The following is a 24,077-nucleotide window of genomic DNA, read 5'->3' as shown; positions in this document are numbered from 1 at the left end:
CGTGTGGTTCCGGATGAAGCGAAAGCGTCAGGCAAACGGTGCGAACGGGGTTCGGGAGGTTGTGAACGCCATCCGCACCGTGCCCTTTTGCTGGCAGGGGTCTACCAGCTGTTTCCCTTGAGTTCGGTCAGCTTTGCTTCCAGAAGCTCAAGGTTTTCGGCAGCGGTGCCATTGCCCGATAATGTATCGTGGACCGCACTCCAGAACATGTTGGACACTTCATTGTATTTCACCTTCGTCGGCGCCGAGGGGCGCGGAACGGAATTTTCAAACACCGGCTTCCAGTTTGGAATCAGCGGCTGCGCGGCGGCGATATCCTTGTCGTCATAGAGCGCCTTGATGGTCGGCATGCTGGCCTGGGAAATCGCCCGCGCCTTCTGCTGTGCGGGCGAACCGAGGAACAGCGCCAGCTTGATCGCCTCTTCGGGCGCCTTCGAATATTTTGAAACCGCCAGGTTCCAGCCGCCAAGCGTTGCAGCGGAGTTTTGGCCATCCTTGCCGCTCGGCAGGGGCGCCACGTCGAACTTGCCCTTGATGGCGCTGCCATCGGCCCCGGCCAGCGCATAGGCATAGGGCCAGTTGCGCATGAAAACGGAATTGCCGGTCTGCCAGACGCCGCGTGCTTCTTCCTCCGTGTAGGCGAGCACGCCCTTGGGCGAGATGGTATCGACCCAGCCCTTGGCGCGGTCGATGGCCGCTGCCGCTTCCGGATTGTTGATCGAAATCGTGCCGTCCGCCTCGACAATCTGCCCGCCGCCCGAGGATTTTACCCATTCGAGCGCGTTGCAGGTCAGGCCCTCATAGGCATTGGCCTGGAAGACAAAGCCATAAATGCTCTTGTTGCCGGCCGCCCGCTCGCCGTCCTGGATTTCCTTGGCGGTTGCCGCCATCTCGTCCCAGGTTTTCGGCACCGGCTTCTTGTACTTTTCCAGCAGGTCCTTGCGGTAGTAGAGCGCCGGGGCGTCGGTGAACATCGGCAAGGCGACCAGCTTGCCGCCGACGGTCTGGCTTTCGATGATCGACGGTATGTGCTGGTCGATGACGTCCTTGGCGGCTTCCTTCAGGTCGAGGAACTGGTCGGCCAGCTGCGGCGCCCAGATCACGTCGGTACGGTAGACGTCGATGTCGGTATTGCCGGCGGCGAGCCACAGCCGGTACTGGCCGAAATTGTCGGAACTGTTGGCTGGCATGGCAACGATGGACACCTTGTTGCCGGTTTCCTTCTCGAACTGGTCAAGCTGCTTGCGCAGGAACTCGCGTCCATTGCCGGTGTCGCCGGATACAATCGCCAGATTGGCGGCAAAAGCCCCTGAAGCCAGCAAGGTCGTGGTCAAAAGGGTCGCAATGAATGATTTGGCTTTCATGATTTCCTCCCAAAAATCTGACAGAATCGGCTGCCGTACATCGCAACGATGCTTGGCCCCTCTTCAAAAACTCCTCCTGAAGCGCTTTGGAAATCATTTGAAACATCAAAATTCAAAGCGCTTTGAATGAAAAATGACAAAGGCTCTTTCACCTGTCAAGCCGCAAATTGGCGGCACAAGCCAGACATCAAGGTAAACCGCATGGAGAAATGAATTATTATATATATGTTACAGTGCATTATACGGTATTGCTGAGAACGTGAATTCCGGGCTGCCGCCCTGTTGAAACAGCACTGCGCCGCTCGCGGATCACAATATCGCGAGCAATTTACCAAAGCGCTTTGAATTTAGCCTCTGGTTATGTTTATTATTTGGAGTCATATCTGCATTGCCTGAACAGACCGTACTGGATTGCTTGCCATGAAACTCAAGGAACTGGCTGAACAACTGGGCCTCTCGCAAACGACCGTCAGTCGCGCCCTGAACGGCTATCCTGAAGTCAACAAGGCGACGCGCGAACGCGTCAGCCAGGCGGCTCTCAAATTCGGTTACAGCGCCAATGCCAATGCCCGGCGCCTTGCCATCGGCCGCATCGGCGCCATCGGCATCCTGATGCCGCGCGACCGCAGCGAACGTTTCGGTCCGCACACCAGCGAGTTCTTTTCCGGTCTGGCCGAGCAGCTGTCGCAGCACGAAATGGACCTGCTGATGAGCCCGAGCATCAACAATGACGAGCTTGCGGCCTACCGGCGGCTGATTTCCAGCAAGCGCGTGGACGGCATCATCGTCACCGGCCCCACCCTGATGGACGAGCGGGTTGCCATGCTGACGGAAGCGAAATTTCCCTTTGTGCTGCACGGGCGAACCAATATCGCCGCCCCGCATGCCTGGCTCGATATCGACAATGCCGGCGCCTTCCGGCAGGCGGCATCGCACCTGATCGATCTCGGCCACCGGCATATCGCGATGATCGACGGGCTGAAGGGCCACACCTTTTCCGAACACCGCGAAATGGGTTATCGCGAAGCATTGCTGGAGCGCGGCATTGCCGTCGATCCGCGCTTCATCGTGCATGAGCGTTTTTCCGACGAAACCGGTTTTCATGAGGCGCAGCGGCTTTTGTCCTATACGCCGCATCCGACCGCCATTCTCGCCGGCTCGATGATGACGGCGCTCGGCATTTTCCGCGCCATCCGTTCAAAAGGCTACGAACTCGGCAAGGAAGTTTCGGTGATCGCCCATGACGACGTGTTCCCCTATCTCAATGCCAGCAACATGGTCCCCGCCATGACCACCACCCGGTCGTCGATCCGCTCCGCCGGGTCGCGTATCGCCGAACTGCTGGTGCGCGTCCTTGACGGCGAGCCGGTCGAGAACATCCACGAGATATGGCCGGTCGAACTCATCCTGCGCCAATCGAGCGGTCCGCCCGTCGCCCCGCGCCGGTGAGTGCCTAGCCCAATTCGAAGGTTGTGATGCCAAAAATCCGGTCGAGCGGCAATTCGGGCGCCGGTCCGCGATACATGCGTGCGGTTTCGAACACCGGCGCCAGACCGTACCGGTCGCACAGGCGCCGCGCGGCCCCATTGGTCCCGGGAATATCCAGAAAGACCTGTGCATCCCCGGCCTTTGCTGCGAGCGATTGAAACAGCCGGTCGGCGATCTCTTCGGTTTCGGCAAACAAGGGACCGATTTTGCAACCCTCGCGGCATGCGCGCACGACGCCATACCCCGCGATTTTTCCGTCGGCAATGCAGGCCAGGCCGTGGCGCGAGCCGGACGGGCCGAGCCAGGCACGGATAAACGATTCCCGTGGTTCGGGATTGAATTGACGGTCATAGGCGGCGACGGCGCCGATCCATTGCGCATCGATGGCGACGATATCGTCGCTGACGGGTGCCCTGCAGCCGGGGGCGCCGCCATAGCGGTAATTCGCATGGGCATAGACAAACCCCGACTTCCGATAGTTTTCCTGCTGGGCAACGACACCATCAAGGCCGATGGTCTGTCCGGCAAATCCGCTCAGCACATCCTGCCAGAGCGACCAGCCGAAACCCAGCCCGCGCGATTGCGGACGCACCATGTAGAAGCCGAGAAAGCCGTAGTCTCTCGCATAGCGGACCAGCGAGACCGCTGCCGTCAGTTCATCATTGACCTCAAGCACGTGATAGCCTTTGGGGTCCGCGGCCCAGAATGCGTCCGCATCGTCCAAACCGGGGTTCCAGCCCTCGGCAGCTGCCCAGTCGATGATGGTGTCAAGGTCCTGGCGCTCGGCGATTCGGATGAAAGCTGTCATGATATTGTGATATCCAGTTGGAAACCGACGGAACAGTACCCTGAACGGGTGCATTTCTGCCCCCACATGCTTCGTAACCAAGCTTCCAGCATTGCCGCAACGGAATATTAAGCACTTGTAGAACAATGCTGGAACAGATAGTGTTTGTTCTGGTTTTGTTTTTCCGATTCCCTGCTAAAGGATCGCCGATGCTCACGCGTAAACAACATGAACTTCTTCTCTTCATTCATGAGCGTCTGAAGGAGACGGGCATTCCGCCATCCTTCGACGAAATGAAGGATGCGCTGGATCTGGCCTCCAAATCCGGCATTCACCGGCTGATCACTGCGCTGGAAGAGCGCGGCTTCATTCGCCGGCTTGCGAACAGGGCACGTGCGCTGGAAGTCCTGCGCCTGCCGGACTCCATCGCACCCGGCCTCAACAGCCAGAGAAAGTTCGAGCCGAGTGTCATCGAGGGCAGTCTCGGACGTAATGTTGCGCCGCCCAAACCGCAGCCGCGCGCCTCCAACGACATGGATATGCCTGCCAATGTCAGCATTCCGGTCATGGGCCGGATTGCCGCCGGTGTGCCGATTTCCGCGATCCAGAACCAGACCCACATGCTGAGCCTTCCGCCTGATATGATCGGCAGCGGTGAACATTATGCGCTTGAGGTCAAGGGCGACTCGATGATCGAAGCGGGCATTTTTGATGGCGATACCGTCGTCATCAAGCGCGGCGACACCGCAAGCCCAGGCGAAATCATCGTTGCGCTGGTCGATGATGAGGAAGCCACGCTCAAGCGGTTCCGCCGCAAGGGTGCCTCGATTGCCCTGGAAGCCGCCAACCCTGCCTATGAAACGCGGATTTTCGGACCGGACCGCGTGCGGGTGCAGGGCAAGCTCGTCGGCCTGATCCGCCGTTACTGATCGGCCGCCGCGTCCCGTTCGGCATTGTCCGGGATGCCTTCGATCGCGTGGGCCTTGCGTGAACGCTCCGGCCGGTTGCGCGCCGCATTGGAATGGATGCGGTACGTGTTCCAGGGTCGGTCGGGCGGACCGATCGCCCAGGTCAGGCGGGCCGACTGCCCCCTTTGCTCCATCGCTTCTACGGCTTTCGATAGATCCGTCACGTCACCCTGCCCTTGCCCGCCGGAACCGAACCGGATTTCCGCAGCACCGTTCAGGGCGAGATCGCGGCGCGTGATCACCATCGGGCCGGGAACGGGGCAACCGGTGTTCACACCGGCAAAGCCCAGCACGACGATGTTTCCCTCGCTGCAGGCGGGGTTCCTTTGCGCGGGATCATCCGTATAGGCGATGATGAGACCGCCCGGTTCGCGCGCCAGGCAGAGCTTTCCGGCGCATTCGAAGGCACCCTCCGCTGCCTCTTTGCCGATCCGCGCCGGTTTGACGATCTGTTCCAGCCCAAAACCCTGCCGCCAGTTGTTTAACGTGAAGGCGCCGCCCTGCGGGCGATTGATCATCAATGCCGCGCCATTGCGCACACCGGCCAGCCGGCCATCCTCCGACAGGACGATATCCGGCGGCGCTGTGCGTGCCATGATCAGGATGGCCGCAGCAAACAGCGGCAGGCTGCACAGACGCAACCACGACGTCGTGAGAAGCAGGATCACAAGTGCCACGCTCATCAGGATAAGGCTCGGCTGCGGCATCGGACCGAGATTACCCGAGGGCGAGAGTGCGGCAACGTGATGGGCGATGAACACCACCAGCTTGATGCCGCGTTCCATGACGGCGAACGGCAGGAAATCCAGATCGAACGGCATCAGCAACAGCGCCAATACGGCGAAGGGCATGACCAGCACCGAGACCACGGGCAAGGCAAAGGCGTTGCCGATCAGCCCGAGCGGTGCGGTATTGTTGAAATGATAGGCGGCAAAGATCGCACTGGCCGAACCGGCGACCAGGGATGTCAGCGCGACATCACTGATATGATCGCCGATCTTACCGGGCAGCCGCAACAACAGGTTGTTGCCGGAGGCACGCCGCGCGGTCCGGCCGGCCCTGCGCGGCGACCACCAGCCGTAGAATGCGATCAGTGCGGCGGTGGCCGAGTACGACATCTGGAAGCTTGGTCCCATCACCTCGTGCGGCGCGATGGCAATGGTTACCAAGGCGGCCAGGGCAACATTGCGCAATGACAAGGCAGCCCGGTCCACGGTCATGGCGACAAGCATGACTGCCAGCATGACAAAGCTGCGCTGGGCCGCCACGTCGATCCCCGAGAGCAGCAGATAGAATGCCGATGCCAGCAGCGCTGCGCATGCCGAAAATTTCTTGATGGGATAGCGCGCGGCAAAGTCCGGAAAGAAGGCCATGCATGCACGCAGCGAGCCGATGACGATCCCGGCCACGAGCGCCATGTGCAATCCAGAAATGGAGAGGATATGCGACAGGCCGCTCAGCCGCATGGCGTTGTTGGTGGCCTCGCTGATGCCATCGCGCTGGCCGGTGATCAGCGATGCGGCGATGGCACCGGCTTCTCCAGGTATATGACTGAGGATACGATCAGTGAGTGCCTGGCGCATCGCAGCGACGGCAAACAGCGTTCTGGTTGTCAAATCAGCCGGTTCCGGCAGAGAGGCTGCTTCGGGCCTGCCAAGAAAGAAGCCGCTGCCGCCGATGCCCCTGTAGTAATTGTGGAAGGCAAAGTCGTAATTGCCTGATCGCACGGGACCGGATGGCGGGCGCAGATGCACCAGACCGCGCAGCCCGCTGCCTATGGCAGCTTCAGGTGGCAAGGCTCGGGCCGATACAACCAGCCTTGCCGGGGCATAGCGCAGCAGCGGGCGCTCCGTCGCTATCACGTCAACCGTCACGCGCCAGCCGCCCCGCTCGGCGCGGTTGATCGCGACGATGCGGCCGGTCAGCCGCGTGGTGACGGCGGAGCCGAGCATTGGCGTATCCAGCCGCAGCGTTTCCAGTTTGGCGCAGAGCATGCCCATGACAACCAGCACGGCGGCGGAAAGACCCATCCCCGTCAGATGCCGCTCGCGTGCCAGGAGTTTGAACCCGGCAAGCGCGGTCAATCCGAAGAGGATGGCGCTCAGCCGCGGTTCCGATGGCAGACTGAAATAGACGATGGCGCCGCTGCCGGCAAAAACCGGCACGAACAGGAAAAGACTGCCGCGATCATAATCCCGCCCGCATGCCCGGGAAACGGCCGGGAGCAAATCCTGCCCCAACCCCATGCGCCGGCGCAGCGCTGCGGACAGACTCACGCCTCGCCGGGTGACAGCAACATTTTGGGATATTTGGATCGCAAGACCCGGCTCATCGTCCGCCGGACGATCAAAAAACTGCCGTTCACTCGTTTGTGTACTGGTGCCGGGCCCCTGCATTTGCCTCCAATTCTGCCAATGCCCTTGCACGACAGCGCTCCTATGCTACATCAACGCCAGATCAAATCGATTGGATGTTAGGCTAATGGCCGAGACGTCTGTTGGAGTCCTTATGTCGTCACCTGTTGTTACCCGTTTTGCACCCTCCCCGACCGGATACCTCCATATTGGCGGCGCCCGCACGGCCCTGTTCAACTGGCTTTATGCCAAGCATACGGGCGGCAAGATGCTGCTGCGCATCGAAGACACGGACCGAGAACGCTCCTCGGAAGCGGCTGTCACGGCCATTCTCGATGGCCTGAAGTGGCTGGGCCTCGATTGGGATGGCGATGCGGTGTCGCAATACGAGCGCGCGCCCCGCCACCGGGAAGTCGCCGAAGAGCTGGTCGCCAAGGGCAAGGCCTATTACTGCTATGCTTCGCCGGCAGAGCTTGAGGAAATGCGCGAAAAAGCCCGCGCCGAGGGCCGCCCGCCGCGCTATGACGGCCGCTGGCGCGATCGCGATCCGAAGGAAGCCCCTGCAGGCGTCAAGCCGGTTATCCGCATCAAGGCGCCGCAGGACGGCGAAACCCTGGTGCGCGACCTCGTACAGGGCGATGTGCGCTTTCCCAACAAGGATCTCGATGATTTCATTATCCTGCGCTCCGACGGCAATCCGACCTACATGCACGCGGTTGTCGTCGATGACCATGACATGGGCGTCACCCACATCATCCGTGGCGACGATCACCTGACCAATGCGGCGCGCCAGGCCATCATCTATGATGCGATGGGCTGGGATATCCCTGTGATGGGTCATATTCCGCTGATTCACGGTGCGGATGGAGCAAAGCTGTCGAAGCGTCACGGTGCGCTCGGCGTGGAAGCCTATCGCGCCATGGGCTATCTGCCCGCCGCCCTGCGCAACTATCTCGTCCGCCTCGGCTGGAGCCATGGCGATGACGAGATCATGTCCGATGCGCAGATGATCGAGTGGTTCGAGATTTCCGACATCAATCGCGGCGCATCGCGTTTCGATTTCCAGAAGCTCGAAGCGATCAACGGTCACTACATGCGGTTCTCCGCCGATGACGACCTGGTCAAGGCTATGATCGACATCCTGCCGGAAATCGAAGGCGGCGCGGACATTCTGTCGCGGCTCAATGACCGGACCCGTCAGCAATTGCTGGCGGCAATGCCCGGCCTGAAGGAACGCGCCAAGACGCTGGTCGAACTGGCGGACAGTGCAAAGTACCTGTTTGCGCAGCGCCCGTTGGCATTGGATGAAAAGGCAGCCGGCCTGTTGAACGAAGAGGGCCTGGGTGTGCTTTCCGGCGTTCTTCCGGCGCTGTCGGCTGTCAATGACTGGACCGCCGAAGCATTGGATGCGGCCGTGCGGGTTCATGCGGAAAATACCGGCCTGAAACTGGGTAAAATTGCCCAGCCCTTGCGGGCGGCATTGACGGGAAGAGCAACATCTCCGGGGGTTTTCGACGTGCTGGCGGTGCTTGGCCGCGAGGAGTCGCTGGGGCGTATTGAAGACCGGATAAAAGGTTAATCCGCAGCCTCGACGGTGCATTTTTGCATTGCAACATTGTGCCGTTCGGCTACGGTGACGTGCCTGAGAAAATCAGGATAAAGACCTTGCAAAGAGGTCAAGGCTTTGGGCCAGTGTGCTGAACGCAGAGGTCAGAAAATAACCTGCCTGCAAGGAACATCCTGTTTCAAAGGCATACTGGAATATGAAGTAACTCGTGTGCTTTCACTTCCGAAGTTCGACGAGAGTCTACTGCTCAAGCAGCGAACTTCGGAATGGTACACGGGATGTCAGCGGGAGCTGAAGCAAGAAAGGAACGGCAATGTCTGAGAATAGCGTCAACATCGATCTGAATGGTCACGAGTTTGCGTTACCGATTAAAAAAGGCACCATCGGACCTGATGTCGTGGACATTGGAACACTCTACAAGAACACGGGTGCATTCACCTACGATCCGGGTTTTACATCCACAGCCTCCTGCGAGTCGCAGATCACCTATATCGACGGTGACGAAGGTATTTTGCTGCATCGCGGCTATCCGATCGAACAACTCGCCGAAAAAGGCGACTTCCTCGAAACCTGCTATCTCCTGCTTTACGGCGAACTGCCGACAAAGAGCCAGAAGCATGATTTCGACTATCGTGTAACGCACCACACCATGGTGCACGAACAGATGTCGCGCTTCTTCAGCGGCTTCCGCCGTGACGCCCATCCCATGGCTGTCATGGTCGGCTGCGTTGGCGCCCTGTCGGCCTTTTATCACGACTCGACCGATATTTCCGATCCGCATCAGCGCATGGTTGCATCCATCCGCATGATCGCCAAGATCCCGACCCTGGCTGCCATGGCATACAAGTATCACATCGGCCAGCCCTTCGTTTACCCGAAGAACAATCTCGATTTCGCCACCAACTTCCTGCACATGTGCTTTGCCGTGCCGTGCGAAGACTACGTCCCCAATCCGGTTCTTGCCCGCGCAATGGACCGGATTTTCATTTTGCACGCTGATCACGAGCAGAATGCCTCGACGTCGACGGTGCGGCTTGCCGGTTCGTCCGGTGCCAATCCGTTCGCCTGTATCGCTGCCGGCATTGCCTGCCTCTGGGGCCCGGCCCATGGCGGCGCCAATGAGGCCGCCCTCAACATGCTCGGCGAAATCGGTACGGTTGACCGCATTCCCGAATTCATCAACCGCGCCAAGGACAAGAATGATCCGTTCCGTCTGATGGGCTTTGGCCACCGCGTCTACAAGAACTACGATCCGCGCGCCAAGATCATGCAGCAGACCACCAAGGAAGTTCTCGCCGAACTCGGCATCAAGGACGATCCGCTGCTCGACGTCGCCATGGAGCTGGAGCGCATTGCCCTGACCGATGAATATTTCATCGAGAAGAAGCTCTATCCGAATGTCGACTTCTATTCCGGCATCACCTTGAAGGCGCTCGGCTTCCCCACCACCATGTTCACCGTGCTGTTCGCCGTTGCCCGCACCGTCGGCTGGATTGCCCAGTGGAAGGAAATGATCGAAGACCCGCACCAGAAGATCGGCCGCCCGCGCCAGCTTTATACGGGTGCAACGCAGCGCGACTACGTTCCGGTCGGCAATCGCAAATAAGATCATCCAGAATACGAAAAAAGGCGCCATTCGGCGCCTTTTTCATATCCAAAAGCCTGTTCATCAGGCCCTCTGATGCACGTAGTCGAGAACTTTCTCGGCGGCAATCTCGCCGGATGGCCGTTCGGTCCGCATCAATGCCGCGATCTCGTCGAACCCCTCAAGCTGCAACGCCCTGGCATGGCCGGGTTTCAGCAGTTGTTCGATTTCGCGCGCCAGTGGTCCGGGACGAACGAACTGGTTGAAATATTCCTGCACGACCCGCTTGTCGGCGATAATATTGGGCAAGGCGGCGCTCCAGACCTTGATGCGCGGCGCAATGAACATGCGCGCCAGCCAGTCAGGCCGGTATGACAACACCGTCGGGATGCGCGCCAGTGCGAGTTCCAGCGACACGGTCCCGGACGCGGCCAGAGCCGCATCGGCTTCGGCGAAGGCTTTCAGGCGTTCCGCTTCACCCACCACAATGTTTGGCTGGACTTTCCAGCCGGCCGTGAGCTGGCGCACCAGTGGTTCGACTTTGGGAAGTGTCGGCAACGTCAGCCTGAAGCGGTTGCCGCGTTCCGCCAGCAGTTCAATTGCCTCACCGAAAGGTTTGGAAAGGCTTGATATTTCTGCTCTGCGTGACCCCGGCAAGACAACAAGATTGTGTTCGCTTCTGTCAGCGAAACTGCTTTCCCGCGCCCGGTTCCGCTCTGCCGCCGCCAGCAGCGGCGCATGGGTCACCAGCCTGTGGCCGACATAAGTGGCAGGCGGGCCGTCGAGATCTTGCAATGCCTGCACCTCGAACGGCAGAATGGCCAGCACATGGTCGATATAGCCGCGCATCGCCTTGGCGCGTTCCGGGCGCCAGGCCCAGACCGACGGGCTGATATAGTTGATGATCGGGATCGAGGGATCCGCCGCCCGCACCTTGCGCGCGACGCGGTGGGTGAAATCCGGGCTGTCGATAATCACGAGGCAATCTGGTTTCGCCGCAATGATGGCTTTGGCCAGCTGCGCTATCCGGCGGATGAGCTGCGGCAGTTTGGTGACGATGGCCGTCAGCCCCACCAGAGCGATTTCGTGCTGATCGAACAAGGAGTTGAGGCCAAGGGCTGAGAGATGCTCGCCGCCGACACCGGTCAGCGTCACCTCGCCCGGATACTGCCGCCGCAGGGCCTGCACCAGATCGGCGCCAAGCAGGTCGCCGGACTCTTCGCCGGTGACAATGGCAAGGCGAAGCGGCTTTGCTGCTGTTTTCACTCGGCCTCCTGCGCAAAAGTTTCGATGAAAATACCGGCTTCGTTGGCAGCGGCGATTGTTTCGGCATAGCCAAGGATCAGCGTGCGCCGCGCTTCGATGGCAATGCCCTTCAGACCGGCCTTCACCGCATTCTCCACGGTGCTTACGCCGATGGCCGGCAAATCCGCCCGCACTTCCTGCTGCGGTTTGGCGCATTTCACCAGCACACCGCCCTTGCGGTTGATCCGCTTGGCAATGCGCAGTTCGGCCACCCGCTGCAGCATCGCATCGGTGCCCTCCACGCCCTCTAGCGCCACCACGCGGCTGCCGACGGCAATGGCCGCCTGCCCGATATCGAGCGAGCCGATCATGATGGCCGCCGCGCGGGCGGCCCGCATATCGGCAATGCTTGCCTGATCGGCTTTCTTCCGGGTGATGGTGCCCACTTCAGGCGCCAGAATATCCGGAACGATCTCATGCGCACCGACAACCCTGAAACCGTAGGACTCAATCGTTGAGATCACGGCCTTGAGCAAACCGTCGTCACCGAGGCGAAAAGCCCGCATGAAACGATACAACGCGACGAGATTGCCGTTACCGGGGCGCAGCGCTGCGGAGAATTCCGGCCGGTGGCGCACGCCACCCGCCAGAACGACATTGCTGATCTCTTCCGATTTCAGGATTTTCATCAGGCCGCCCAGCTCGACGATCGAGATTTCGGCGTGCTTGCGCGCATTGATCTCGGGCGATGCCTCGCCCTTGATGGCAATGATCAGGGGGTTCGCACCCTGCTTCTGCAGGCTTTCCGCGATGGAAATGGGCAGGAGCCCGTTGCCCGCGACAATCGCCGTGCGGCCCGTTATGGCCGCCGGTTGCGTCCCATCCGTTGTCTTAGCTGTTGTCGTCACTGTCGCTGGTCTCGATTCCGGAACCGAGGGGCGGCGTGCAGAACGCACGTTTGGTATCAGTGGTGATGAAATCGACCAGATCGAGAACCGCCGGCGATTGAGAAAAGGCAAGACGCACGTCACCGGCGCGATTTCGGACCGGCTTGCTGCGGTCGAACAGCATGCGCACCGCACGGCGCAGATTGTGTATCTCCGGGCGGGCCATGCCCGAGCGCTTCATGCCGACAATGTTCAGGCCGCCCAGATAGGCGTGATTGCCGATCACCATGCCATAGGGAATGACATCCAGTGCCACTGCTGCAAGCCCGCCGACAAACGCATGGTGGCCAACCCGCACAAACTGATGCAAGGCCGCACCGCCGCCGATGATGACATTGTTGCCAACGGACACATGGCCGCCGATCATGACATTGTTGGCAAAGGTCACATTGTCGCCGATGTCGCAGTCATGCGCCACATGCGAATAGGCCAGGAACATGCAGTTGTCGCCAACCGTGGTCAAACCCCGGCTGCCATCGGTGCCGCGATTCATCGTGACGCCTTCGCGGATCGTGCAGTTCCGGCCAATGACAAGCGTGGTGTGCCCGCCCTTGTGTTTGGTATTCTGCGGATCGCCGCCCAGAGTGGCGTTCGGATAGACTTTTGCACCATCGCCGAGGGTGGTCGCCCCCATGATGACGACATGACTCAGCAAAGTGACATCATTGCCAATGACCGCTTCCGGTCCGATATGGCAGAATGGCCCGATGTTTACCCTGTCACCAATCTTTGCGCCCGCCTCGACAATCGACGTGGGATGAATGCTGGAATTGGACATCAAGCTCCGGTCTCGTCTTCTTCTGGGAAGCTGACCATTGCCGCCACTTCAGCTTCGGCAACCTTCACGCCGTCAACTTCCGCAACGCAGCTGTATTTGTGGATGTTGCCGCGCTGCTTCAGCTTGGTCACGCGCAGCTTGAGCTGATCACCCGGCACGACAGGCTTGCGGAACTTGGCATTGTCGATGGTCATGAAGAAGACCTTGCCCGGCTTGCCGCTGCCATTGTGGAACAGCACGATAGCACCGGCGGTCTGCGCCATGGCTTCAACGATCAGAACGCCGGGCATGATCGGCAGTTCAGGAAAATGACCGGCAAAATGCGGCTCGTTGATGCTGACATTCTTGATGCCCGTGGCCGAGACATCGCGATCGATATCGACGATGCGGTCGATCAGCAGAAAGGGATAGCGATGCGGCAGATTTGCCAGAAGCTTCTGGATGTCCGCGACGCCAAGACTGCTCGCCTGTACATTTTCATTCATCTGAACTGCTCTCCTTCTTGGTCCTGGTCATCGCGCGGACACTCGCGATTTCACGGAACCATTGCTTGAACGGCTGCGCGGGCGCACCGGCCCACCGCTCACCGTCCGGAATATCATTCATCACACCGCTTGCTGCGGCGATTTCCACGCGGGAACCAATATTGACGTGATCCTTGATGCCGACGCTGCCACCCAGCATCGTCATGTCGCCAAGCACCACACTACCGGAAATGCCACATTGCGCAGCAATCACGCAATGGCGTCCAATACGAACATTGTGGGCAATCTGCACGAGATTATCGATTTTTGTGCCTTCGCCGATCACCGTATCGGCGAGCGCGCCGCGATCAATGGTCGTGTTGGCGCCAATTTCGACATTGTCCTGGATGATGACGCGGCCAAGTTGGGGCATCTTGTCGAGGCCGGCCTTGCCCGGAACATAACCAAAACCATCCTGCCCGATACGCACGCCCGGATGCAGCAGCACACGATTGCCAAGAAAGGCATACTGGACCGAGCAGCTCGGCGCGATATAGCAGTCGCGGCCAATCTTGCAGCCGTTGCCGATGACCACGCTGGCGGCAATGACGGTGCCGGCGCCGATGGAAACGCGCTTGCCGATGATGACACCGGGCTCGATCGTCACGCCGTCTTCTATTTCGGCGGTCGGATCAATGATGGCGTGCGGTGAAACACCCGTCTCTTCGCCGCTCCAGAGATGCGCATTCACCGCCCGCGGGTAAAGCGCCCGGCCAATGGCGGCGAAATCCTGCTGCGGATGGCGGCTGACGATAACGGCTACGGTCTTGGGCACGCTTGCTTTGACTTCGTCCGTGCACAAAACGCCGGCGGCTTTCAAACCTTCGAGATTTTGCGCGTTCTTCTTGCCATCGATGAACACAAGCGCATCGGGACCGGCATCAGCCAGTGATGCGAGGCGGGCGACCGGCCGGTTGGCCAGAGAACTGTCCACAAGAACGCCATTGGTCAGATCGGCGATCTGACCAACAGTCACGTTCAGCAGTGGCTCATAAAAGATCGGATCGGCCATCGACTAACTTTCTCCCCCGGGGAAATATGCTCCCCCGGGAGGTCAGCAATCTATCAGAATTTGCTCGACATGCCGAAGTTGAAGTTCTGCACCTGATCGCCATCCACTTTCTTGACGGGGAAAGCGTAGTCGAAGCGCAGCGGACCGAACGGCGATGCCCACATGATACTTACACCCGCGGATGCGCGCCATTCCATGCTGGTGTTCGATGCCTGCTTGAGATCATTGCCATACAATGTAGCAGCGTCGGCAAACAGGGCGCCACGAATACCCAGGCTCTCAGGAACGATCGGCAGCGGGAACTGCGTTTCCACGGTGGCATTGAAGTATGTATTACCACCCAGGAAGCTGCCCTTGGCATCTGCCACGCTCAAGTCGCGTGGGCCGATACCGGCATATTTGAAGCCGCGAATCATTTCCTGATTGTTCTTGAACGTGTCAAACACGCGCAGATCGTCGCCAAATCCCTTGATATAGCCAGCGCCGACACCGACAAGGCCGACAATGTCCATTTCCTGGGAAAGCGTCTTGTAGTAGCTGCCCTTGAACGTTGTCTTCAGGTAGTTGGCATCGCCGCCGACACCAGCATATTCCTGGTTGAACTTGGCATAGAGACCATCATGCGGGTTTTTCGTATCGTCGATGGTATTGTAGACAAGCGACCAGCTGACCGACGACTTGATCCACGTACCGCGATTTGCCGCATCAATGAATGCCTGCGAAATCTGCGACGGATCAGGAATGTCCGTCCCCGGGATCTTCGCAGCGTCTTCGATCGTGTATTTTTCCTGCGACAGGTTGTAAGCAACACCCGCCGTCAGTGTTTCGGTGATCGGCAGACCAAAACGGATCGTACCGCCGGTCAAATCGGTCTGATACTTGTCATTGACGCCAGACTGGCGCTTGAACAGATCGAAACCAGCCGAAATACGCTGACCGAGGAAGTAAGGCTCGGTGAAGGACAGCGAGTATGTACGGTTGTTGTTCAGACCGCCACCGGCAGCAATACGGATATACTGACCGCGACCGAGGAAGTTGCGCTCGGTGATCGAGCCTTCCACTGTCGGTCCGGGGCTTTCACCACCGGTCGTATAACCGCCACCGATGGAGAATTCACCGGTCGACTTCTCGACAACGTCCACAACCAGAATAACCTGGTCAGGCTGCGAGCCGGGAGCGGTCGAGATATTGACGGTCTGGAAGAATTCAAGCCGCTCCAGACGCTTCTTGGCGCGCTGGATCAGAACCTGATTGAACGCATCGCCTTCGCTCACATCGAACTCACGGCGGATGACGTAGTCACGTGTCTTCTCGTTGCCGCGGATTTCAATGCGCTCGAGATAGGCGCGCGGACCCTGGTCGATGTTGTAGACGACCGAAATCGTGTGGTTCTCGAAGTTGCGGTCGCCGCGCGGTTCCACCTTGGCAAAGGCATAACCCTGTCCAGCCACCTTTTCGGACAGCTTGATGATGGAGTCTTCGACTTCCTTGGCGTTATACGTATCGCCTTCGGATGTCTGCACGAGACCACCCAGCTTGGATGTATCGACACCCTCGACCGAGCTCTGGATTTCTACGCCACCGAACTTGTACTTCTCACCCTCTTCAACCGTAACGGTGATCGTGTATTCGTTGGTGGCAGCATCGAGATTGGCCGTCGACGAGACGACGCGGAAATCCGCATAACCGCGGTTGTAATAGAAGCGGCGCAGCGACTCTTCGTCCGCCCGCATGCGATCTTCGCTGTACACGTCATTACGCGTCAGCCAGGACAACGGGTTGGAACGCTTGGTCGAGATCACGTCGCGCAGGCGGCGCTCACCAAAGGCGTTATTGCCGACAAATACGATGTTGGCGATCTTGGTGCGGTCGCCTTCGTTGATGTCGAAGACAACATTGACGCGACCCTGACCGAGATCCATGATGCGCGAACTTACCGTAGCATCGCTGCGGCCGATGTTGCGATAAGCGGCGCGGACAGCCTCGGTATCAGCGTCCAGCGTCTGCTGGCTGAAGGCGCTGCGCGACTTCGACTGCACGACACCAGTCAGCTGCGCATCCTTGATCTTCTTGTTGCCGCGGAAAATGACCTGATTGACGACCTGGTGCTCGGACACGGTAACGATCAACGCACCGCCGGACTGGGTGATGCGCACATCGCCGAACAGACCCGTGTTGAACAGGCGCTTGGTGGCAGCATCAATATCATTGTTGGAAAAAGGCTTGCCTGGCGTGATGCCGAGATTGTCCTTGACTGTCTGGGCATCCACACGGGTGTTCCCGCGCACTTCAATGCGGCTGACGGTTGCTGCCTGTGCTGCTGTAATCCCCGCAACCGTCGTAACGATCGCTCCCGAACTTACCAGAGCCGCTGAAATGGCGAGCGCCGACGCTGCACCAACGAATTTTGAACTTGCCGCCATAGGCCTACTAAACCTTTGTTTCTCGTTGTCCCCGGGCGAGATCCCGGACTAAGCAATTACTCGCACACCGTCATAGCCGGTTTTTACATACACGCAAGGCTTACGGTTAAAATCTATTTACTTCACACGAAAGCGTGGCATCCCTGCCACGCCATTCACGGCTTATAGTAAACAGATCATAACGCTTTTCCACCCCACCCCTTTAATTTTCACTAATGTTTAATTTTCATCACCGACAGGCGAAAAGATCATTAAACACAACAAAACCCATGAATCCCAGCACCAGAAGGAAGCCTATCCGGAAGAAAATCTCCTGAACGGCCGGCTTTACTGGCCTGCGGATGACCGCTTCCACGGCATAAAAGATCAAATGTCCGCCATCCAGGGGCGGCAGCGGGAAAAGATTGAGCAAACCGATGCCGATCGACAGCATGGCGGTCAGCTGAATCAGCCAGTCGATCCCCTGACTGGCAGCCTGCCCTGCCATCGTGGCAATTTTGACCGGTCCGCCCAGCTGGCACTTGTCTTCCCTGCCGGCAAAGAAACGGCTGAAAAACTGGCCCGTCCGGGCAATGATGAAACCGCTTTCACGCACCGCCTGGCCGACTGATTCGATGGGGTTGTACGTCACCCGCCGGAAATTGCCGAACTCCTGATTGTTCACTACACCGATCGCGGCGACTTTCACCGGATTGCCCAAGGCGTCCTTCTGTTCGGCAAGCTCCGGAGTGGCGGTCAGGCTGACCTCCTGCCCCTTGCGCTCGACGACAAATTTCAGGGAATCGCCAGCCCGTGCCGAAACATGCCGCTGAACATCGGCAAAGGTTTCCACCTTGTCTCCGTCCACACTGATGAAGCGGTCGCCCGGCTGAAATCCGGCCACGGCAGCAGGGCCGCCCGGACGCACTTCCGCAACCACCGGGTCCGCCACCATGCGGCCGTAGAGCGCAAAGAAAACGGAAAAGATCGCAACCGTCAGCAGAATATTGAACGCCGGGCCGGCAAAGACCGTCGCTGCGCGTTTCCACACGGGCTGGGTGTGGAAAGCCACGGCACGCTCCTCAGCGGTCATGTTTTCAGACAAGCCGATCGGCGAGCTGGCGACGCTCTCGTCGCCGGCGAACTTCACATAACCGCCCAGGGGAATCGCCGACAATTTCCAGCGGGTACCGCTGCGGTCGTTGAACCCGAACAGTTCAGGCCCGAAACCGATCGAAAAGGCCTGGACGCCGATGCCGCACCACCGCCCTACGAGATAGTGCCCCATCTCGTGAACGAAGACGACAACCGTGAGTACAATCAGAAAGGGTAAAATCGTACCGATAAGCAAACCGTGCGTGCCGAAGATATAGCTCAGCGTATCCGTCAAAGTGTCCTCCGGGCCTTGCCCAACCCCATCAGAGGGTCACTTAAGCTCAGCCTGCTAGAAAAGAATGTCGTAAGGTGTTTCCGGCTTCACCAGAATTGCCCCGATGAGGTACAGCAATGCCGCTGCGGCTACAAGTCCATCCACTCGGTCCATCACGCCACCGTGACCGGGGATCATGTACCCCGAATCCTTGACGCCAAATTTCCGTTTGACCCATGATTCGCCGAGATCGCCGATCTGTGCGGTCACCGACAGCACGAAGGCGATGAGCGGAATGGGCACGCCGCCGGCCGGGGTAATGAAGGCTGCGCAGGCCACACCGGCAGCCACGCCCGCGGCAGCGCCGCCAATGGCCCCAGACCAGGTTTTATTCGGCGAGAAACGCGGAGCCAGTTTTGGCCCGCCCAGTGCCCGTCCGTTGAAATAGGCGAAGATATCGGTCGACCAGACGACGGCGAACAGGAACAGAACAGCGGCAAAGCCATCTCCCGTGTCGCCGCGCACGAATGTCAGCGCGATGGCCGGAAATCCGGCATAGAGCAGACCGATCGCCGGCCATAGGCCGGACTGCCGGCCGCCCAGCATGGCTGTCAGCGCGGCTCCTGCCAGCAAGATGGCAATGATCAACAATCCGTTGTGCGACAGCAGCAAAAGCCCAAGCACAACGATCAGGCAGGCCCAGGCAACGCCGCGGGTCAGCAGGCTGGAGCGATCCAGCGTTATGGCATGCCATTCATAGAAAACACCCAAACCGATGGCACTGGCCATGAGCGCAAATGGCACGCCGCCAACCCAGGTCAGGGCGACGGCGATTGCAATCATGACAACGGCACTGAGGGTTCGTATATGCAGATTGCTGAGACGGCCGGTGCCCTTGTCCGGTGCGGATGGCCCCGAAGCCGTCACAGAGCTATTTCCTGCTGATTGACGCCGCCAAAGCGCCGCTCGCGCATGTGGAAGGTTTCGATCGCTTCCGCCAGGTGGGTCGATTTGAAATCCGGCCAGTAGCACGGCAGGAACATGAACTCCGAATAGGCCGCCTGCCAGAGCAGGAAGTTCGACAGCCGCATCTCGCCGCTGGTGCGGATGATCAGATCCGGATCCGGAATGCCCGCCGTATCGAGTCGCTCGCCGATAGCCTCGGCGGTCACCTCGTCCTGCGTCAGAACACCCGCTGCCACGTCGGACAGCAGCGCCTTCACCGCGCGGGTGATTTCATTGCGCGAACCGTAGTTGAAGGCAATGATCAGTGTCAGTGCCGTGTTCTTCTCGGTCAGGCTTTCCGCTTCGGTCAGGAGGGCGCGAATATCCTTCGCCAGGCCTTCCCGCTCGCCGATGATGCGCACGCGCACATTCTCGCGATGCAGATCAGCCAGATCGCGCCGGATGAACAGCTTGAGCAGGCCCATCAGATCAGACACTTCGGATCGCGGGCGCGACCAGTTTTCCGATGAGAACGCGAACAGGGTCAGGTATGGAATGCCCATTTTGCCGGCGGCGCGAATGGTCTCGCGCAGCGCGTCGACACCCGCCTTGTGACCGGCGGTGCGTGGCAGGCCACGTGCTTTTGCCCAACGGCCATTTCCATCCATGATGATGGCAATGTGGCGCGGATTGGACATGGCATTCAACCTCCAGTGGTATTAACGGGCTAAAAACAGACTAAACCTGCATGATTTCCGTCTGCTTGACAGCAACGACCTTGTCCATTTCGGCAATGGTCTCGTCCGTCAGCTTCTGTACTTTTTCGGAAAGAACGCGGTTGTCATCCTGACTGATCGCGCCATCCTTTTCGAGCTTTTTCAACTCGTCCATGCCGTCGCGGCGCACATGGCGGGCGGCAACTTTCGCCTGCTCCACATACTGATGGGCAATCTTGACGAGTTCCTTGCGGCGCTGCTCATTGAGTTCCGGCAAGGGAATGCGCAGATTGTTGCCGTCGGTGATCGGATTGAGGCCGAGACCCGACTCGCGAATGGCACGCTCGACCTTGCCAACCATCGACTTGTCCCAGACCGAGACCGCAAGCATGCGTGATTCGGGCACGGTGATGTTGGCGACCTGGTTCAGCGGCATATGCGAGCCATAGGCCTCGACGGTGATCGGCTCCAGCAAACTCGCCGACGCACGGCCTGTCCGCAGGCCATTGAGGTCATGTTTCAATGCCTGCACGGCACCATCCATACGGCGCTTCAGGTCATTCAAATCGAGTGCATCACTCATATTCAACGCTCCTATATTCTTTCCGTTATTCTGGTCAGCCCCTGCGAGGTTGGCGGGTCAATCGTCGGAAACGATTGTCGCGCGTCCTCTGCCCTGCAGAATTTCGGCAAAACCACCCTTTTCGTGGATTGAATAGACAATTATTGGGATATTGTTCTCGCGCGCAAGGGCCACGGCTGTTGTATCCATCACCGTAAGGCCGCGATCGAGCATCTCCTTGTGGGTAAGTCGCTCAAAGCGGACGGCGCTGGGGTCCTTTTTGGGATCGGCGGTGTAAACGCCGTCAACCTGCGTGCCCTTGAACAGGGCATCGGCACCCACTTCGGCTGCGCGCAATGCTGCGGCCGAATCTGTCGTAAAGAATGGATTGCCCGTGCCGCCGGCAAAAATCACGACCTTCCCCATGTCCATGTAGGCTGTCGCCTGTCTCTGCGAGAACGTCTCGCACAATTCAGGCATGGCAATGGCGGACAGGACGACGGTGTCTATGCCGATTTTGACGAGGGAGGTGCGCAAGGCCAGTGAATTGATCACCGTGGCAAGCATGCCCATGTGGTCGCCGGTGACCCGGTCGCCGCCCTTGGACGCGACAGCGACGCCGCGAAAGATATTGCCGCCGCCAATCACCACCCCGACTTCAACGCCGAGCGCCCGCGCTTCGGCAATATCACTGGCAATACGGTCGGCAACCGCAACGTCGATACCGAAACCCTGATCGCCCATGAGGGCTTCACCGGAGGCTTTCAGTAGAACGCGTTTATAGACAGCCGTACCAACCATAAGACCTCCCGCAGAGTCGTGCATTTCAGATATTCGAAGCCCGGATACACCAAGGGCACCGCGTTGTCACGCGATGCCCTCTGATTTCGTCAGTTGTGAAATTACTTCTTCACAGCTGCTGCAACTTCCGCTGCGAAATCGGTCTCTTCCTTCTCGATGCCCTCGCCCAGAGCAAAACGGGCAAATGCCGTGATCTTGGCCGGTGCGCCGATTGCCTTTTCCGCATCTTTCAGAGCGGCTTCGACAGTCAGGTCGGGATTGATGACGAAAGCCTGCGAGAGAAGTACAACTTCCTCATAGAACTTGCGCAGACGGCCTTCGACCATCTTTTCGATGATGTTGTCTGGCTTGCCGGACTGGCGTGCAGATTCGGTGAAAACCGCCTTTTCACGCTCTACGGCAGCCGGATCGACTTCAGCGGCGGTCAAAGCCAGCGGGTTGGTTGCAGCAACGTGCATGGCCACCTGGCGGCCGAATGCATTGGCAGCGTCGGCATTGCCGGCGGTTTCGATGGCAACGAGAACACCGAGCTTGCCGAGACCGTCGGAAACAGCGTTGTGGATGTAGGTTGCAACAACGCCTTCACCAACGCTGAGCGCTGCAGAACGGCGGAAAGACAGGTTTTCGCCGATGGTGCCAACCGCATCCTTGATGGTGTCGACAACGGACTTTCCGGTTGCCGGATAGGTCGCAGCGGCAACGGCAGCCGTGGAACCATCGCTACCAAGAGCAACCGTCGCAACGTTGCGAACGATGTCCTGGAACGCGTCGTTGCGCGCAACGAAGTCCGTTTCGGAGTTGACTTCAACGATAACCGACTTCTTGCCGTTGGTTGCAACACCAACGAGACCTTCGGCAGCCGTACGGCCGGCCTTCTTGTCGGCCTTGGAAATGCCCTTGGCACGCAGCCAGTCAACCGCAGCTTCCATGTCGCCATTGGTTTCGGTCAGGGCTGCCTTGCAGTCCATCATGCCGGCACCGCTGATTTCGCGGAGTTCTTTTACCTGTGATGCAGAAATGCTCATTATGTCGCCTCTTCTCAAAGCGAAGGCATACTGGGGAAACCAGCATGCCAACTTTGCGGCGCGTCATGCGCCAATACAATTGTTTTTAGTCACCCGTTACGACGGGTATATGAAGCCTCAAGCGGAGGCTTCACCGTCCTGTGCAGGAGCCTGTGCCGGCTCTTCGAGCGCTGGCTCGACAGGTGCTTCTTCCTGGGCGCCGACATCGATGCCGAGCGAGCCCTGCTGACGCAGGATGCCATCGAGAGCAGCCTTGGCAATCAGATCGCAATAGAGCGAAATGGCGCGCGATGCATCGTCGTTGCCGGGGATCGGGAAGTCGATCTGGTCCGGATCGCAGTTGGAGTCGATAACGGCTACAACCGGAATGCCGAGACGCTTGGCTTCCTGAATGGCAATCGCTTCCTTGTTGGTATCGATGATGAAGATCAGGTCCGGGATCGAACCCATGTTCTTGATACCGCCGAGAGCGCGGTTGAGTTTTTCGCGTTCACGATCGAGGTTCAGGCGTTCCTTCTTGGTGAAGCCCTGCGCTTCGCCGGAAAGAAGTTCGTCGAGCTTGCGCAGACGCTGAATGGAGTTCGAGATCGTCTTCCAGTTGGTCATCATGCCGCCGAGCCAGCGGGCATTGACGTAATACTGGGCCGAACGGGTTGCCGCATCGGCAATGATGTCCGAAGCCTGGCGCTTGGTGCCGACGAACAGAACGCGACCGCCACGGGCTACGGTGTCGGAAACCTTCTGCAGCGCGCGGTGAAGCAGCGGAACAGTCTGGGCCAGGTCAAGAATGTGAATGTTGTTGCGGTCACCATAAATGTATGGTGCCATTTTCGGGTTCCAGCGATGTGTCTGGTGGCCGAAGTGAACGCCAGCTTCGAGGAGCTGACGCATGCTGAAATCAGGCAATGCCATCTCTTAGTTTTCCTTTTCCGGTTTAACCTCCACAGGAAAGAGGCGGGAAACCCGCCACCGGAGGCCATATCGGATTTCTCCCGATATCAACCCAAATCCCGTGTGTGGAATGAAGCGGCTGTTAATGGATATTACCGGCAAACGCAAGAGCTACGGCGAGAAAAGGCGATTTTTGCAGGTTTCACCGTCTCGCTATCGATAAATGGCTCCGCGATGGCCAATCTCAAGAACCAAAATAATAAGCCGTTTTCCCTGCAGATCGCAAATGATGCGGTAGTTTCCGACTCGATAGCGCCAAAGGCCGCCGAGCGGCCCCGTCAACGCTTTGCCCAATTGCCGGGGATCGTCGACTGAAGCCAGACGTTCTCGCAAGAACGCAGCAATTCGCTTTGCGTCATGTCGATCAATTTTTGCCAGTTGCTTTGCGGCGGTAGCAGATAGCTCAATCTGCCAAACCAAGATCGCGTTCCACTTCATCCAAGGAGTAAACGCGCTCTTCTCCTTTGCGTATCCGCTCGAGAACGCCAAGGCCTAGATAGTAATCTTCCATGTCATCCAGGCCGTTCTCGATAATTTCGCGCAAATAGAATGCTTTGCTCCGGCCGGTCTTGGATGCGAGGGTATCCAGTCTCTGTTCGATTTCAGGCGTTAAACGGATAGATGTAGCCATGATTGCCGCCAGTTGTATTCACTGCATTCAATGTATTCACTTTATCGCGAAAATTC

At 58.8% G+C, this 24,077-nt stretch carries 22 protein-coding genes; 4 read left to right on the top strand and 18 right to left on the bottom strand.

The window, feature by feature from the left end:
- Positions 1-101: 101 nt before the first annotated feature.
- On the bottom strand, positions 102-1,364 hold the full coding sequence (locus ACP7B1_RS07585; protein ID WP_223615019.1) for an ABC transporter substrate-binding protein: 1,263 nt from the start codon (positions 1,362-1,364) through the stop codon (positions 102-104).
- Positions 1,365-1,784: 420 nt separating this feature from the next.
- Here ACP7B1_RS07585 and ACP7B1_RS07580 point away from each other — a divergent pair, with 420 nt between their 5' ends.
- Positions 1,785-2,813, top strand: a complete 1,029-nt coding sequence (locus tag ACP7B1_RS07580) for a substrate-binding domain-containing protein (protein ID WP_223615020.1) — start codon at positions 1,785-1,787, stop codon at positions 2,811-2,813.
- A 4-nt stretch (positions 2,814-2,817) separates the two neighbouring features.
- Here ACP7B1_RS07580 and ACP7B1_RS07575 read toward each other — a convergent pair whose 3' ends face one another.
- Positions 2,818-3,660 carry a GNAT family N-acetyltransferase gene (locus tag ACP7B1_RS07575; protein WP_346306816.1) on the bottom strand — a complete coding sequence of 281 codons (843 nt, stop codon included), beginning with the start codon at positions 3,658-3,660 and terminating at the stop codon, positions 2,818-2,820.
- Positions 3,661-3,848: 188 nt separating this feature from the next.
- Between ACP7B1_RS07575 and lexA the strand changes: the two genes are divergently transcribed.
- Positions 3,849-4,568, top strand: a complete 720-nt coding sequence (gene lexA / locus ACP7B1_RS07570; protein ID WP_105733144.1) for a transcriptional repressor LexA — start codon at positions 3,849-3,851, stop codon at positions 4,566-4,568.
- Here the strand turns inward: lexA and ACP7B1_RS07565 are convergent.
- Complete coding sequence (locus ACP7B1_RS07565; protein ID WP_346306817.1) at positions 4,562-6,883, bottom strand: ComEC/Rec2 family competence protein; 2,322 nt, start codon at positions 6,881-6,883, stop codon at positions 4,562-4,564. The two genes, lexA and ACP7B1_RS07565, sit on opposite strands and share 7 nt — an antisense overlap.
- Before the next feature lie 232 nt (positions 6,884-7,115).
- On the opposite strand from ACP7B1_RS07565, the gene gltX reads away from it, so the two are divergent.
- Both gltX and gltA read left to right on the top strand, forming a co-directional pair.
- Positions 7,116-8,540, top strand: a complete 1,425-nt coding sequence (gltX, locus tag ACP7B1_RS07560; RefSeq protein WP_426136857.1) for a glutamate--tRNA ligase — start codon at positions 7,116-7,118, stop codon at positions 8,538-8,540.
- 301 nt (positions 8,541-8,841) lie between these two features.
- Positions 8,842-10,134, top strand: coding sequence for a citrate synthase (gene gltA, locus ACP7B1_RS07555; RefSeq protein WP_105732880.1), 1,293 nt, complete (start codon positions 8,842-8,844; stop codon positions 10,132-10,134).
- Between the two features lie 63 nt (positions 10,135-10,197).
- Here gltA and lpxB read toward each other — a convergent pair whose 3' ends face one another.
- The 15 genes from lpxB to relB form a co-directional block, all read right to left on the bottom strand.
- Positions 10,198-11,379 (bottom strand): lipid-A-disaccharide synthase, encoded by a 1,182-nt coding sequence (gene lpxB, locus ACP7B1_RS07550; protein WP_346306818.1) that lies wholly within the window; start codon positions 11,377-11,379, stop codon positions 10,198-10,200.
- Positions 11,376-12,266: an LpxI family protein gene (locus ACP7B1_RS07545; RefSeq protein ID WP_346306819.1), complete on the bottom strand. Its 891-nt coding sequence runs from the start codon at positions 12,264-12,266 to the stop codon at positions 11,376-11,378. Before ACP7B1_RS07545 ends, lpxB begins: the two co-directional genes overlap by 4 nt.
- Complete coding sequence (lpxA, locus tag ACP7B1_RS07540) at positions 12,250-13,083, bottom strand: acyl-ACP--UDP-N-acetylglucosamine O-acyltransferase (RefSeq protein WP_346306820.1); 834 nt, start codon at positions 13,081-13,083, stop codon at positions 12,250-12,252. The genes ACP7B1_RS07545 and lpxA overlap by 17 nt, the downstream gene beginning before the upstream one ends.
- Positions 13,083-13,568, bottom strand: a complete 486-nt coding sequence (gene fabZ / locus ACP7B1_RS07535; RefSeq protein ID WP_346306821.1) for a 3-hydroxyacyl-ACP dehydratase FabZ — start codon at positions 13,566-13,568, stop codon at positions 13,083-13,085. The genes lpxA and fabZ overlap by 1 nt, the downstream gene beginning before the upstream one ends.
- Entirely contained in the window at positions 13,561-14,619 is a 1,059-nt protein-coding gene (gene lpxD / locus ACP7B1_RS07530; protein ID WP_223615029.1) for a UDP-3-O-(3-hydroxymyristoyl)glucosamine N-acyltransferase, read from the bottom strand. The genes fabZ and lpxD overlap by 8 nt, the downstream gene beginning before the upstream one ends.
- Positions 14,620-14,672: 53 nt before the next feature.
- A complete protein-coding gene (gene bamA, locus ACP7B1_RS07525) occupies positions 14,673-17,042 on the bottom strand; it encodes an outer membrane protein assembly factor BamA (protein ID WP_346306822.1) in 2,370 nt (789 codons plus the stop codon).
- A 229-nt stretch (positions 17,043-17,271) separates the two neighbouring features.
- A complete protein-coding gene (rseP, locus tag ACP7B1_RS07520; RefSeq protein ID WP_346306823.1) occupies positions 17,272-18,411 on the bottom strand; it encodes an RIP metalloprotease RseP in 1,140 nt (379 codons plus the stop codon).
- Between the two features lie 54 nt (positions 18,412-18,465).
- Entirely contained in the window at positions 18,466-19,317 is an 852-nt protein-coding gene (locus ACP7B1_RS07515; RefSeq protein WP_403173784.1) for a phosphatidate cytidylyltransferase, read from the bottom strand.
- A complete protein-coding gene (locus ACP7B1_RS07510) occupies positions 19,314-20,033 on the bottom strand; it encodes an isoprenyl transferase (RefSeq protein WP_346306825.1) in 720 nt (239 codons plus the stop codon). Before ACP7B1_RS07510 ends, ACP7B1_RS07515 begins: the two co-directional genes overlap by 4 nt.
- Positions 20,034-20,073: 40 nt before the next feature.
- The gene (gene frr, locus ACP7B1_RS07505) at positions 20,074-20,634 is read right to left on the bottom strand and encodes a ribosome recycling factor (protein WP_105732890.1); all 561 of its coding nucleotides are present in this window, start codon (positions 20,632-20,634) and stop codon (positions 20,074-20,076) included.
- Positions 20,635-20,691: 57 nt separating this feature from the next.
- Positions 20,692-21,414 (bottom strand): UMP kinase, encoded by a 723-nt coding sequence (gene pyrH / locus ACP7B1_RS07500; RefSeq protein ID WP_105732891.1) that lies wholly within the window; start codon positions 21,412-21,414, stop codon positions 20,692-20,694.
- A gap of 101 nt (positions 21,415-21,515) precedes the next feature.
- Positions 21,516-22,439 carry a translation elongation factor Ts gene (gene tsf, locus ACP7B1_RS07495; protein ID WP_346306826.1) on the bottom strand — a complete coding sequence of 308 codons (924 nt, stop codon included), beginning with the start codon at positions 22,437-22,439 and terminating at the stop codon, positions 21,516-21,518.
- Between the two features lie 117 nt (positions 22,440-22,556).
- Positions 22,557-23,351 carry a 30S ribosomal protein S2 gene (gene rpsB / locus ACP7B1_RS07490; protein ID WP_105732893.1) on the bottom strand — a complete coding sequence of 265 codons (795 nt, stop codon included), beginning with the start codon at positions 23,349-23,351 and terminating at the stop codon, positions 22,557-22,559.
- 192 nt (positions 23,352-23,543) lie between these two features.
- Positions 23,544-23,828, bottom strand: coding sequence for a type II toxin-antitoxin system RelE/ParE family toxin (locus ACP7B1_RS07485; protein ID WP_346306827.1), 285 nt, complete (start codon positions 23,826-23,828; stop codon positions 23,544-23,546).
- Entirely contained in the window at positions 23,794-24,021 is a 228-nt protein-coding gene (relB, locus tag ACP7B1_RS07480; RefSeq protein WP_105732895.1) for a type II toxin-antitoxin system RelB family antitoxin, read from the bottom strand. Before relB ends, ACP7B1_RS07485 begins: the two co-directional genes overlap by 35 nt.
- Between the last annotated feature and the right edge of the window lie 56 nt (positions 24,022-24,077).

Source organism: Phyllobacterium sp. SL163 (assembly GCF_049896885.1).
Taxonomy (GTDB): Bacteria; Pseudomonadota; Alphaproteobacteria; order Rhizobiales; family Rhizobiaceae; genus Phyllobacterium; species Phyllobacterium calauticae.
This window is presented reverse-complemented; position numbering and strand designations above follow the sequence as displayed.

What these genes read in the sequence shown, in the direction of transcription:
- lpxA (WP_346306820.1), bottom strand. Translation starts at nt 13,083, where the DNA reads ATGTCCAATTCCAGCATTCATCCCACGTCGATTGTCGAGGCGGGCGCA.
- ACP7B1_RS07580 (WP_223615020.1), top strand. Translation starts at nt 1,785, where the DNA reads ATGAAACTCAAGGAACTGGCTGAACAACTGGGCCTCTCGCAAACGACC.
- tsf (WP_346306826.1), bottom strand. Translation starts at nt 22,439, where the DNA reads ATGAGCATTTCTGCATCACAGGTAAAAGAACTCCGCGAAATCAGCGGT.
- rpsB (WP_105732893.1), bottom strand. Translation starts at nt 23,351, where the DNA reads ATGGCATTGCCTGATTTCAGCATGCGTCAGCTCCTCGAAGCTGGCGTT.
- relB (WP_105732895.1), bottom strand. Translation starts at nt 24,021, where the DNA reads ATGGCTACATCTATCCGTTTAACGCCTGAAATCGAACAGAGACTGGAT.
- ACP7B1_RS07585 (WP_223615019.1), bottom strand. Translation starts at nt 1,364, where the DNA reads ATGAAAGCCAAATCATTCATTGCGACCCTTTTGACCACGACCTTGCTG.
- bamA (WP_346306822.1), bottom strand. Translation starts at nt 17,042, where the DNA reads ATGGCGGCAAGTTCAAAATTCGTTGGTGCAGCGTCGGCGCTCGCCATT.
- frr (WP_105732890.1), bottom strand. Translation starts at nt 20,634, where the DNA reads ATGAGTGATGCACTCGATTTGAATGACCTGAAGCGCCGTATGGATGGT.
- pyrH (WP_105732891.1), bottom strand. Translation starts at nt 21,414, where the DNA reads ATGGTTGGTACGGCTGTCTATAAACGCGTTCTACTGAAAGCCTCCGGT.
- lexA (WP_105733144.1), top strand. Translation starts at nt 3,849, where the DNA reads ATGCTCACGCGTAAACAACATGAACTTCTTCTCTTCATTCATGAGCGT.
- ACP7B1_RS07485 (WP_346306827.1), bottom strand. Translation starts at nt 23,828, where the DNA reads ATGAAGTGGAACGCGATCTTGGTTTGGCAGATTGAGCTATCTGCTACC.
- ACP7B1_RS07575 (WP_346306816.1), bottom strand. Translation starts at nt 3,660, where the DNA reads ATGACAGCTTTCATCCGAATCGCCGAGCGCCAGGACCTTGACACCATC.
- gltA (WP_105732880.1), top strand. Translation starts at nt 8,842, where the DNA reads ATGTCTGAGAATAGCGTCAACATCGATCTGAATGGTCACGAGTTTGCG.
- lpxD (WP_223615029.1), bottom strand. Translation starts at nt 14,619, where the DNA reads ATGGCCGATCCGATCTTTTATGAGCCACTGCTGAACGTGACTGTTGGT.
- gltX (WP_426136857.1), top strand. Translation starts at nt 7,116, where the DNA reads ATGTCGTCACCTGTTGTTACCCGTTTTGCACCCTCCCCGACCGGATAC.
- fabZ (WP_346306821.1), bottom strand. Translation starts at nt 13,568, where the DNA reads ATGAATGAAAATGTACAGGCGAGCAGTCTTGGCGTCGCGGACATCCAG.
- ACP7B1_RS07510 (WP_346306825.1), bottom strand. Translation starts at nt 20,033, where the DNA reads ATGTCCAATCCGCGCCACATTGCCATCATCATGGATGGAAATGGCCGT.